Raw genomic sequence first — 13132 nt, 5'->3', positions numbered from 1 at the left:
CGTTGTTAATACTTATACCTCAATGATCGTAGAACGCTACTTATATCATTCCGGAAAGTGGGCCGGCAAAGATAACCAGGCTTTGGACCCCGATTCTGTGCAACTTGTCCTGGCATTCAGTGCCAAAGAATACTTACTGGAGGATGACTGTTACCGGGATCTTCGGAAAATGTTTCCGCATGCAGAAATTGTACTCTGCTCTACTGCCGGCGAAATATTCGATACTGAGGTGTATGAAAACAGCATTGCTGTAGTAGCCATACGATTCTCGACCACATTGATTAAGACAAGGTCGATTACCATTACCGAGGGAGAAAGTAGTTATGATGCTGGTCTGCGTCTGCTGGAATCCTTTCCCAAAGAGGATCTTACAGCCTTTTTAGTATTATCTGACGGAAGCAAAGTAAACGGCAGCGAACTGACCAAAGCCCTGAATCATATTGCCATTAAGAATGTATCCGTTACCGGCGGACTGGCCGGCGACGGTAATCGCTTCAAGGATACCTTAGTTGGATTGAATGAACAACCGAAAGAAGGTGTAATCGCCGGTATAGGCTTTTACGGCCCTGACCTGAAGGTGTCTCACGGCTCTGGAGGCGGGTTTGAAACTTTTGGTCTGGAGAAGAAAGTAACCGGATCGAAAGCGAATATCCTGTATGAAATCGACGGAAAAAATGCATTGGAATTATATAAAAAATATTTAGGCCCCGAGGCGGAACTCTTACCGGGTGCAGCTTTACTCTTCCCGCTTTCGGTAACCTTACCGGAGACCGGAGAGCAGGTGGTGCGTACCATTTTATCTATAGATCAGGAAGAAGGATCGATGACCTTTGCCGGAGATATACCCCTGGGTGCCAATGTCCGTTTTATGCGGGCCAATTTTGATAAGATCATTTTCTCCGCTGCATCGGCCGCCAGACAAGCCCTGGCAATGCATAAAGAAGTACCGCAACTGGCTTTACTGATCAGTTGCGTAGGAAGGAAACTGATCCTGAAAGACCGTATTGAAGAAGGACCGGAAGCCATCAATGATGTTTTCGGTGGTAAAACACCCATCATTGGTTTTTACTCCTACGGAGAGATCGCTCCCCTGCTCCAGCATGGCCCCTGCAGCCTGCACAATCAAACCATGACAATAACTACCTTTTATGAAGCTGAATAGATTACTGCAAAGGCAATTGAATAAATACCTGCCGGAGTCCTGCAAGGACAACGAGGAATTGCAGGCGTTTATTCAGGCAGTACATAATTCTTACGAGTCTTTTGAACGGGATCTGCAACTTTCCGAAAGGGCATTCCGTATTACAGAAGAAGAATACCTGAGTGTCAATGATCAGCTTAAGCATGAACTTGAAGTAAAGAACGACTCTATACAGCAGCTGCGCTCAGCACTGGTTTCTCTTAAAGGAGATCAGCCTATGACTGAAGAGGGCACCTCAGAAGTATCAGATCTGGCCAACTTCCTGACCGAAGAGATCAAGCGCCGTGTAGAGACGGAGAAACAACTGGAGATACAGCGCGCATTTTATGAGCGCATCCTGAACCAGATACCGGCAGATATTGCCATCATTGATGCCGATCACCGTTACCTGTTTATCAATCCCAGTGCGATCAAGAATGAAGAAATCCGCAAATGGATCATCGGTAAGACCGAGATAGAATATGCCGAATACCGCGGAAGACCTGTAGAGCATGTTGCAGAACGCATGCAACGCTTTAATGAAACCATAAAAGGTGGCGTGCGCAGAGAATGGGAAGAGGTGATCACCCGCCCTGACGGTGAGGTAGAATACCACCTGCGTATACTGCACCCTATTTATAAGGCCGACGGAACACTGGATATTATGGTGGTATACGGCTTCAACCTGACCGAACGCAAGAAAATTGAAGAAAAGGTAAAACAGAGTGAAGCCAAGTATAAAAGTATATTCAATAACAGCCAGGCACTGATCTGTACACATGACCTGGAGGGTAAGCTGATCGATGTTAACCCTACGGCTATTTCCGTATTCGGATACAGCAAGGCGGAGCTGATCGGCCGAAATATAAATGTGTTGCTGCCGCATGGCAAAAGAGCAGCATTCAATAACCTCTACTTATCCAAAATATTAGCCGAAGGTCGTGCCGAGGGCATTATGACGGCTTATAAAAAAGGCCATAAACTCATACACCTGCTGTACCAGAACTATATGGTTAATGAGGATGGGGCGCAACCTTACATCATTGGTTTTGCGCAGGACATTACACAGAGGATACAGGCTGAGAAGGGATTAAGGGAGAGTGAAGAGAAGTATCGTAATATTATTGCCAATATGAATCTTGGCCTGGTTGAAGTAGACCGCGACGAGAAAGTGAAGTTTGTAAATAACTCCTTCTCCGAAATGAGTGGCTATCCGCCGGAAGAACTGATTGGTGAAAATGTGGGTACGCTGCTGATGAGAGGTGTAGATAATGTACAGGCACAGGAAATCATGGAACGCAGAAGCAAAGGTATATCCGATGCTTATGAACTGCGTGTAGTGAACAAAAACGGCCAGCGCAAATGGTGGCTGATCAGCGGTGCACCGGTCATTAATAGTGAGGGTGAGTTTAAAGGATCGATAGGTATACACCTCGACATTACCCCGCAAAAACAACTGGAAGCAGAGCTGCGCAAAGCCAAAGCTGCGGCAGAGCAATCCTCTTATGCCAAAGAGGTATTCCTTGCCAATATCAGTCACGAGATCAGGACGCCGATGAATGCGATCCTGGGTATCAGCCGACTGTTACAGAAAACTCATTTAGATAAACAGCAGAAGCTGTTCCTGGATACGATCAGTTCTGCATCCAATAACCTCCTCGTGATCATTAACGACCTGCTGGATCTGTCTAAGATCGAGTCCGGTAAGATCATCCTGGAGCATATCACCTTTGACCTGCACCAGGTCGTACAGAACGTTGCCCATATACTGGAATATAAAGCCAGTGAGAAAGGGATACAACTGCATATCGACTGGGAGCCGGGTATCCACAGGGCCGTTTGGGGCGATCCGTTCCGGATCAACCAGGTGCTGATCAATCTTGTAGGTAATGCGATCAAGTTTACCGAAAAAGGAACAGTACACATCATCTGTGCACTGGAACCAGTGACGGAGCACGATCAGCAATGTGTATCATTCCGGATTAAGGATACCGGTATTGGTATGAATGAAGAGTTTAAGGAACATCTTTTCGAAAAATTCACGCAGGAAGATGAAAGTGTTACCCGCAGGTTCGGGGGTACCGGACTGGGTATGAATATAACGAAACAGCTGGTCGAATTAATGGGCGGAACGATTGAAGTAGACTCTGCCAAAGGCGTGGGTACAACCATCTCCTTCTCCCTGTTGTTTGATTATGGCACACTGGACCCTGTACTGGCTGCCCGTAACTCTACGGTTGACGAAAGTGCGCTGCAGGGCTGCAGAGTGCTGCTGGTAGAGGATAATGAGATGAATCGCCTGCTGGCTAAAACCATAATGAACCAGCGCGGCGCTATAGTTGAAGAGGCAGAAAACGGACGTATAGCGGTGGAGATGCTGCAAAAAGATGCAGCATATGATGTTATACTGATGGATGTGCAGATGCCTCTGATGGATGGTGTACAGGCGACAAGATATATACGCCACCAGTTACAGCTGGAGATTCCGATTATTGCACTCACCGCCAGTGCTTATAACAGTGAGCGCAGTAAATGTCTGGAAGCAGGGATGAACGATTACCTGGCTAAGCCTTTTGATGAGGAGGACCTGGTAAGGATCATATTTGCCTGGGTAAATCACGGAGAGCGCAAAAACTTTGTACAGAAAACAAGTGCCGAGCCGGAAGCAGATGCCCTTTATGACCTGGGTAAGCTGCGGGATATGGCCGATGGTGATGAAGTATTCCTGGAGCGTATGGTGAACCTCTTTATCAAGATCGTACCGGAATCACTGGTACAATTACAAGAGGCCTACACACAACAGAACTTCACACAACTGGGGGCTGTGGCACATAAATTAAAACCTTCTATACTGAATATGGGTATCAGTACCCTCAGGAGAGATATCCTGCTGCTGGAAAATCGTGCAGAGACCGAAATGGCCGATGCCGTGGTTGAAGATGCTTTGCAGCATATTACCGAAGTACTGACCACCGTTGTGGAGGCACTGAAAGTAACCCGTCAGTAAAGCTTACCTTTTTCGCAATATGCACCACAAATATCTTTATGATTTTGGTGGTGCATATTCGTTTATTGACGAATATTTAAACAAGGTATTTGAATAATTACTGTTATATTTGCCCACTGTAAATCATTGCATTTTATATCTTATGAATACTAAAAAAATACTGGCTGCTTTAGGCATTGACAAAGTTAATGAAGGTACTTCAACCGGAAGTAAATGGCTGAAAAGCACAGGCGCCAACCTGGACTCTTTTTCACCTGTAGATGGCAAACTGATTGCCTCTGTAAAGCAGACATCTGCTAAAGATTATGAGAAAGTAGTAGCCAAAGCGCAAGATGCATTCCAGGAATGGAGAATGATCCCTGCTCCGAAACGCGGCGAGATCGTTCGTCAGTTTGGTGATGCACTGCGTAAACAAAAAGACAATTTAGGAGCCCTGGTTTCTTACGAAATGGGTAAAAGCCTGCAGGAAGGCCTGGGTGAAGTACAGGAAATGATTGATATCTGTGACTTCGCCGTAGGATTATCCCGTCAGTTATATGGTATGACTACACACAGTGAGCGTCCGGGCCACAGAATGTATGAGCAATGGCATCCGCTGGGTATCTGCGGTATCATCTCTGCATTCAACTTCCCGGTTGCGGTATGGAGCTGGAATACAGCCCTGGCATGGGTTTGTGGTGACGTGTGTATCTGGAAACCTTCAGAAAAAACACCTTTAACTGCTGTAGCCTGTCAGAAAATCATTGCACAGGTATTCAAAGCAAACGGTGTGCCAGAAGGTGTAAGCGGACTGGTAATCGGTGGCCGTGAGATCGGTGAACTGATGAGCCATGATGAGCGCGTACCTATCGTTTCTGCTACCGGTTCTACCCGCATGGGTAAGGAAGTGGCTAAAGCAGTAGCAGGTCGCCTGGGTCGTTCTTTACTGGAGCTGGGTGGTAACAATGCCATCATCGTTACAGAAAATGCAGATCTGGAAATGACCCTGATCGGTGCCATCTTCGGTGCTGTAGGTACTGCAGGACAGAGATGTACCACTACCAGAAGACTGATCATCCACGAAAGCAAATACGAAGAACTGAAAAAGAAAATTGTAAATGCATACAAGCAACTGAAAATCGGTGATCCGCTGGATACTAAAAACCACGTAGGACCACTGATCGATAAAGATGCAGTAGCCCTGTACGAAGCAGCGATCAAAGCGGCTGAACTGGAAGGCGGTAAGATCGTTGTGAAAGGCGGTGTACTGTCCGGTAAAGGTTACGAAAGCGGTTGTTATGTAAAACCTTGTGTGATCGAGGCAGAGCATAACTTCGAAGTAGTACATACCGAGACCTTTGCACCTATCCTGTATTTAATCAAATACAGCACACTGGACGAGGCTATTGCTATCCAGAATGAAGTGCCCCAGGGCTTATCTTCTGCCATCATGACTACAAACCTGCGCGAAGCAGAATTGTTCCTGAGTGCAGCGGGTAGCGACTGCGGTATTGCCAACGTAAATATCGGTACCAGCGGTGCTGAGATCGGTGGTGCATTCGGTGGTGAGAAAGAAACAGGTGGTGGTCGCGAGAGCGGTTCTGATGCCTGGAGAGCGTATATGCGTCGTCAGACCAATACGATCAACTACAGCACCAGCCTGCCATTAGCACAGGGTATTAAATTTGATCTGTAATATTAAAATTATATATTGCATCCCATGAGCATAGGAGCACAAATTTTTGAAATACTGAAATACATCATTCCAGCCATTATTGTACTGATCGCTTCTGTAGTGATCGTCAATAAATTCCTGGTGGGTGAGTTTAAACGCAAACAACTGGCTGTATTCCGCGAAGGACAAGGTACTACCCTGCGTCTGCGCCTGCAGGCATACGAGCGCCTGATCCTGTTTATCGAAAGAGCACATCCGCGCAACCTGGTACCGAGACTGTATGTCAAAGGTATGACAGTTAGCGAGTTGCAGGCTTTAACCGTAGAGCAGATCAAAACAGAGTTTGAACACAATATGTCACAGCAGATATATGTGTCTCCACAGGTTTGGAATACCGTTATCTCCGTTAAGGAGCAAGAGATCGCAATGATCAACCAGATTGCACAAAGCCTTAAACCGGAAGATGATGCCAAGGAGCTGAATGCCCGTATCATTAACTTCATTATGACCCGTGAAGATGCGACTCCTACAGAGATCGCACTGGAGATGATCAATAACGAAGCTAAAATGGTGATGTACCAGCAGGCATAATATCCTGAAAAATATATTTACAACAAAAGAGGCTGCCCGTGGGTAGCCTCTTTTGTTGTGTTAAGCGTTCCAGTCTGGCGCAGGTTTGCAACTTGCGCCTTCAAAATGGAGTGCATTTGCCATGCGCTAAAGAATTCCTGCTAGAAAAGGAGATCTCTCCATTCCGCCAGGGCTCCGGTCGGGATGACGAGGTGATTGTTCCCGTCATTTCGAGCACAGCAAAGCGACGTCGAGAAATCTCCTAAAACAAGATACAAAGGGAGATACTTCCGATCCACTAACGTTTCGGTCGATAAAACGAACAGGCAAAGGGTAAAAGAGTTATCTAAAACCGGTATCCCAGCAATACATCCATATTTACATCAGTGTACAACGATGAATGATCCAACGCAAGCCCTACCTGGAAGCGTTTATCGATCCGGGCACGTACAGTATAAATACTGCGCAGCTCCAGTATCCTGAGGGCATAGGAGACCTGTATCCTGTCCTTAAAGCTCAGGTTCAAACCTGCATCAAGGTTCATATTTCTTTCTGAGTAGAAGAGTAGGAATGGTGCCAGTCCTACTTTACGTTTAAACAACCTGAAATCATAAGAGAGATTGACATACAGTTCGCGCTGGTCTTTGATCAGGTCCAGCCCATCTTCCTTAACCGAGCTGGCAAACAGGTTCTTGTATCCCACTCCGGCAGTAAGCCCTTTCCACTGGTATTGGGCACCAAGATCAAGATCTGCATTAAACCGAAAACGGGTATCCAATACGGGTCCCAGGCCGAGCTGATCAGGGTTGATGCTATTGAAATTGAGTACCGGCCTTATGCCCAGGCTCAGGCGGTTATCCCGCCCCCAGCAAAGGGTACGGCTATAGCCAAGATATATGATATTCCGTTTATAGAAGGAGTATCCGTCATAGAGATAAGATACATTAAACGAGTTCTTCTGATCCAGATTATAGATATGATTCAGGTACAGGTTCAATGGCTTCTCCCAGGTATCTTTGTTTTCATCCTGCACAAATTTATTCCGCGCATAGATGTCTACAGAAGCCTTTGCTGCCGTATCATCCAGGCCCGCAGCCGCATTATAGTAATGCATGTTGTGGTAATAAATACCGGGGCGCAAAGTATTCTGAGCATACATAGCTGTAACGGCAGCACAGAGTGTAGCGGCAAACAGGTATATTTTCTTCATCGGTATTTATTTTAAAGCATTAAAATCAGTCAGGGTATTGCGTACATAATTTTCCAATTCAGAATCGTGGGTACCACCCGGATAGCTGTGCAGGGTTACATCACCACCAGCTGCGGTGAGCCCGTCCCGTGCATCAGTAGAATTAAAATAGTATACAACATTATCTGCCTCTCCATGATGCAGGAAGACTTTGCCTACCGGCTTCCAGCCATGATCATAAGTATTCTCTTCCATCACCTGTACAAATTTAGTATCTGTACCATCCATAATGCGTTTGAGAAAATACTCATTCAGCACTTTTGAAGGTGTTTTGGATGGAGGAAAAATCGCGGCGTACTGATCGTATACCGGATAGGAAAAAATCTGATCTGTAGGGCGTTGCAGCTTATCGGAGAATTTGTTCAGACTGTATACACCCCAGGAAAAGATATTGATGATGTTCAGTTCATCATTACGTTTAGACAGAATGGTATCGATAAAGCCCTTAAAATTATATGGTCCTGCCAGGCCTGAGCTTGCCGTAACGGTAAAGTCGGAAGCATATTGCTCCTGTATGTACTTATGTGCCGAAAGACAGGCGCCCCCACCCTGCGACCAGCCGCTGAGGAAGATACGGTTGTCGTAGACTGTTCCCTGGTTCTGGATAAATTTCTTCGCGGCCAGCAGTCCGTCTATATTGCATTTGAACATTTCGGGATACATCAGGTAAGGATGCTCTTTATCGCTGGTAGCTCCAAACCCGATATAGTCGGGCAGGAATACCGTATAACCGGCCGAAGCCCAGATCAGGGCTATATTACGAGTCTCCAGGAATCCCGTACTGCGCCCGTCGTAATTAGAGGGCGATTCAAATTTGGATTGATAAAATTCGCCAAGGTTGATAGGCAGATGGGTACCATGAAAATAAGCCAAAAGATAGGTCGTATCAGCATTGTCAGGGATCAGCAGCAGCCCCCGCGAATCTATAGGCTGTCCTTTATATACCGTCCGGTAGGTAATGGAATGATAGGTTACTCCATGGCTCACCATAGGTTGCGCATTGAATTTATCTGCATGAGCAGCAATTTCTGCAGCAGTAAGATGTCCTATCTTGGTGGAGGAAATAAGGCTACCCCGGGCCTGGGTATCGTTGGGGGTATGATTTTTGGTACAGGCTCCGAAGAGCAATGTACAGCAGAGCATGAGTAGTGGTAATGCTGCTTTCATACGAGAGATTATTTGAATAAAAATAAGTCAAATAGAACAGTAAACATAGTAAAAGAACAATATGTTTCATAAAATTGATCTTTGTTGCACTATGTTAACCGGAAAATAAAAGCAGCATTAGCCTGACCTGTATACACTGTGAAGGAGATGCAGCACATCTGCTAACTAAACCCTAAAAAGAACATTGCTCAAAATATGCATCCCTTTCGAGCCGAAGGAAAGCTATAGTTTCATCAAGACCATATAACAAATAAAAAAGCTGCCTCAGGGTATGGAGACAGCTTTTAGTACATATAATGCAGGTTAGTTTTTAATAAATTTAGTCCGCAGCATGGTTCCGGATGTATTTGTAATTGTTATGAAATATATGCCGGGAGATAGGTGCTCTACTTCAATTGTAGCCTTGCTGTTGCCGGTTTTAAGTGTATATAAGCTCTGACCTGTCGCATTGCTGAGGCCGATCGTTACATCTCCTTTCAGGCCCTCAATGTTCAGTTGGTCCTGCACCGGATTGGGATAAATATTAATAGCTTCCCTGTTGAGACATCCGTCTGTCTTGATAATGTTACTATAATCTGTATGCCCATCCAGATCGACCATCAATAAGCGGTAATAATGCGCCACATCACTTCCTGCATCATCTGTAAACTGATAATGACTACCTGTTGCCAGATTCTGCGCATTTACTTTTCCGATATGCTTAAATGCCATCCCGTCTTTGCTTTCCTGGACCTCAAAATAGGCGGCATTAATTTCACGGCCCGTTTCCCAGGTCAGCTGCGTGGTACAATTATTGGTTTTTGCACTTTCAAAAGACTTTAGGATCACCGGCAACACCACAGCTTCTTTTTCTAAAGATATGCCCAGGATATAATTATCCGTACTTACGGTAGATCCGGCATATGAGGTACTTAAAGGACTGGCTGCCCATATGGGACCGAGTCCGGCATTGGCCGTAGTTACCGCGCCTGTGGCATCATTAGTCACCAGTCCTCCATCTCCTCGGGTATAGACCTTGAAGGTAACTGATGTGATATTTGTACCCAGTATAGCCACACTTCCGCTTGCAGCGTAGCGTAGAGGGCCATTAGGCACAGAGCCAGTACTCCCCTGCGCACTTCCTGCGATCAGTGTAGCTGAATTACCGATAGAGGTTGATCCTACACTAAGCACCGCATTGCCTGATAATCTGGAAAGGCTTAGTCCCGGTGTTACTAAATCGAATTCCGTGGCAAAGCCCTGTGTGTAGGTCTTACCTCCGGAGAAATAATAATGGTTTCCGCCCAGACCCGAAAGCTGCAATACGGGGTTATTTACCGGGCGACTAAAACTGATCGTAAGATCTGCCATATACACCCGGGAATTTAAGGCTTGTATATTTGCACCCGTATCATTGATAAAAGCATCAGTTGTGCTGCACAGGTACACCCCGTAACTGGTTGTCGCCATTGCTCCGCTTCCTGCTGCACAGCTATAACAGGGCGTAAACATGGTATCGGCAGGAGACCCGATGTAATCCATCCTCCTGTAATATGATACGGGTGTAAACTGTGTATCAATAACAGTATTACTTGCATTACCAAAGGATGCAGCACTGGCAGCAGGTATGCCCTGTACCGAACCGGGCCCAAACTGCTGATTACTGAGACTGAATGTAACGGTGGTTGGAGGTACTGCCAGGGCATTTGTGCTGCCATCTGTAAAGATGATGGTTTTAGCCGTAATGTCTGCCCCCGCCCCTTTTCTTGTACCTGCTCCGGCGGGGCCGCCGGTTGCACCAAATTTCAGGATAGTCTGTGCATGGCATATACCTGCAGCAAGCATGGACACAAAAAGACAAAATGTTTTCATTTCAATTTAGTATTTAATCATTACTCTTTATACAACTCAACTCCACGATACGGTACCCATACCAGAGCGGTTTGGGGGCAATCGTTTCATATTAAGAAATGCAAAATTCTTATAATTAAAAGGCCTGAACAATCCTGCAAACAGGGGAATCTTTATCAGAATAAAATGAGAAAACTACTCTGTTTATAGTAGACTTAAAAGATATGGCGCTCTGTATCCAGAGCGCCATATAGAGAAATGAGCTGTGATTCTGTGTTTACTTTTTCACAACTTTAAGGGTCTGGATAAACGCACCATCTTTTGTACTGAAGGTTACATAATACAAGCCCGAAGACAAGGCGGAGCAATCCACCGCATGATCACCTGCTTTAAAAGATTGCCTGATCAATACTTTCCCCTGTACATCTGCCACAGCAAGCTGTACATCTACCAGGGAGGATATCATCAGCTCAGTCACGACCGGATTAGGATAAATACTGATTCCGGCTTTAGCCTGCAGATCGTTAAGACTCAGGGTATTCACATTAACACCGGCAGACATACTCCGGCAACCAAATGCTGTTCGCACCTCAACAGTGTATATACCATTGGCCGCAGGTATGTACGTAGCCGCTGTGGCTCCGGGAATAATTGTCCCGTTAAGATACCACTGATAGGCAGCATAGGTACTGCTGACAGACAGACTTATAGCGCCACCAGAACCGGATTGGCTGATCACCGGAGTAGCAATGGTGCTCACCACAATATTCTTGACCTGTATATTCGAGGTATCCATACAGACACTGACTACTTTTACACTTAATGACCCGCCAGTATTGTTCGGTACAACGGAAATAGTATTCGCATTCAAGGTACTGCTCCAGCCCGCAGGCACATTCCAGAGGTACGTCAGGGCATTGGATATACCAGGCATGGTATAGGTAACGGTATCTCCCGCACAAACGGTATCCTGTCCTGTGATTAAAGGCAGGGATGCAATAGGTGTACATGCTTCTATCTTCCACAGATCATTACGGGTAGCATAAGGTGGGAAATGCCCTCCGAACACCCACACGTTATTGCTTTTGATGCTTCTCCAGGCCACTTCTGTACCCCGGCCGCCAACCTCATTTGACGGACTGGCCACACCCAGGGTATTATAAACCGGGGCAATATTATTGGTACTATCCCCTTTCACCCATGTCCATTGATTGACCGCAACATCATATTTCCATATATCATTCACCGCATTGGTCATAAAAGTACTTGTTGTGCCTCCGAAGAGCCAGAGATTACCGGACATATCGGTCCAGGTAGTGGTTGTTCTCCTGGTTTTAGGTCTTCTTTCGGGCGAACTAATTCCCCTGCTGATATACAGCCCCGGATCATTAATCACATTAGTACCCTGCATCCATACCCATTGGTTCAGCGCAGGGTTAAACTTCCAGAGGTCATTTAGCATACCGGATGTGGTGGTTACATAGCCCACACCGCCCATCATCCAGAAATTACCGGCGGTATCTTTCCAGCTTACCGCGAGGTATCTGCCGCCCGGAATATTGGAAGGACTCATTACGCCCTGGGTACCATAATTAGCTGCGGGACTGGACACATTGGGTCCTCCCATCCATGTCCACTGGTTAGCGCTGATATTATACTTCCACCAGTCCGATAGTCCCGTTGCAGCAGCACCTGTGCTGGCCTTGCCCTGGCCGCCAAAGAGCCATAAATTTCCGCTGGCATCTGCCCAGCAGGTTGCTGCCGATCTGCCGCCCGGTGTATTACCAGCTGCTGCTGTGCCCAGGGTTCCGTAAACGCCTAAAGTGTCCTGTGTAGCAGGATTGCCCCTGACCAGCGTCCATTGCCGGGCATAAGGGTTAAACTTCCATAAATCATTGCCACGTGTAGCTGCAGTAGGCGTAATCACCCCACCAAATACCCAGAACATTCCGTCCTTGTCGGTCCAGTAGTTGATCAGACTGCGGGCTGAGGGGGTATTCGTTGCTGCAGGTATGCCCGGCGTACCGGTCACGGCTGCACCATTTACGGTAGAATCTCCGGAGACCCAGGTCCATTGTTTGGAAAATGGACTATAGCACCACAGATCATTTCGCAATGCCTCGGTTACCGTCGTACTGTACACCCTGCCTCCGAATAGCCAGAAATTGCCCAGGGAATCTGTCCAGGATGCCGCCTGACTGCGGGCACCGGGTTTATTGTTCGGACCGGGTATACCTTTTGTACCATATAATCCGGGCTGTCCTACGGTTGTATCACCACCCATCCACACCCAGGGTGTATTTGCAGTAATTTCCTGGGCGCTCACCCGGGTCATGGGCAGACCTATGGATAAGCAGAGAAGCCAGGTTTTTGCATTTTTAAAAGATTTGTACATCGATTTCATTTACGTTGTTTAAAATGGTTTTTAAGGAAATACAAATTTCAAAATCAGCAGACTGGCATCCAATCAGCCAT

At 46.4% G+C, this 13132-nt stretch carries 8 protein-coding genes; 4 read left to right on the top strand and 4 right to left on the bottom strand.

The features are described from left to right. Positions 1-22 precede the first annotated feature (22 nt). The 4 genes from FTD44_RS10540 (at position 23) to FTD44_RS10525 (ending at position 6432) form a co-directional block, all read left to right on the top strand. Entirely contained in the window at positions 23-1162 is a 1140-nt protein-coding gene (locus tag FTD44_RS10540) for an FIST signal transduction protein (RefSeq protein ID WP_222166409.1), read from the top strand. Next, positions 1149-4187, top strand: coding sequence for a PAS domain-containing hybrid sensor histidine kinase/response regulator (locus FTD44_RS10535; RefSeq protein ID WP_222166408.1), 3039 nt, complete (start codon positions 1149-1151; stop codon positions 4185-4187). The genes FTD44_RS10540 and FTD44_RS10535 overlap by 14 nt, the downstream gene beginning before the upstream one ends. Positions 4188-4329: 142 nt before the next feature. After that, entirely contained in the window at positions 4330-5862 is a 1533-nt protein-coding gene (gene amaB, locus FTD44_RS10530; protein WP_222166407.1) for an L-piperidine-6-carboxylate dehydrogenase, read from the top strand. A 24-nt stretch (positions 5863-5886) separates the two neighbouring features. Then, the gene (locus FTD44_RS10525) at positions 5887-6432 is read left to right on the top strand and encodes a DUF7935 family protein (RefSeq protein WP_129021496.1); all 546 of its coding nucleotides are present in this window, start codon (positions 5887-5889) and stop codon (positions 6430-6432) included. Between the two features lie 325 nt (positions 6433-6757). On the opposite strand, the gene FTD44_RS10520 is transcribed toward FTD44_RS10525, so the two are convergent. The 4 genes from FTD44_RS10520 to FTD44_RS10505 form a co-directional block, all read right to left on the bottom strand. Beyond that, positions 6758-7621: a type IX secretion system membrane protein PorP/SprF gene (locus FTD44_RS10520; protein WP_222166406.1), complete on the bottom strand. Its 864-nt coding sequence runs from the start codon at positions 7619-7621 to the stop codon at positions 6758-6760. A 6-nt stretch (positions 7622-7627) separates the two neighbouring features. After that, on the bottom strand, positions 7628-8827 hold the full coding sequence (locus FTD44_RS10515; RefSeq protein ID WP_222166405.1) for an alpha/beta hydrolase family protein: 1200 nt from the start codon (positions 8825-8827) through the stop codon (positions 7628-7630). A gap of 303 nt (positions 8828-9130) precedes the next feature. Further along, positions 9131-10678: a T9SS type A sorting domain-containing protein gene (locus tag FTD44_RS10510; protein ID WP_222166404.1), complete on the bottom strand. Its 1548-nt coding sequence runs from the start codon at positions 10676-10678 to the stop codon at positions 9131-9133. 256 nt (positions 10679-10934) lie between these two features. After that, entirely contained in the window at positions 10935-13061 is a 2127-nt protein-coding gene (locus FTD44_RS10505) for a kelch repeat-containing protein (RefSeq protein ID WP_222166403.1), read from the bottom strand. Positions 13062-13132: the final 71 nt, after the last annotated feature.

This window comes from Edaphocola aurantiacus (genome assembly GCF_019797745.1).
Taxonomy (GTDB): domain Bacteria; phylum Bacteroidota; class Bacteroidia; order Chitinophagales; family Chitinophagaceae; genus Edaphocola; species Edaphocola aurantiacus.
This window is presented reverse-complemented; position numbering and strand designations above follow the sequence as displayed.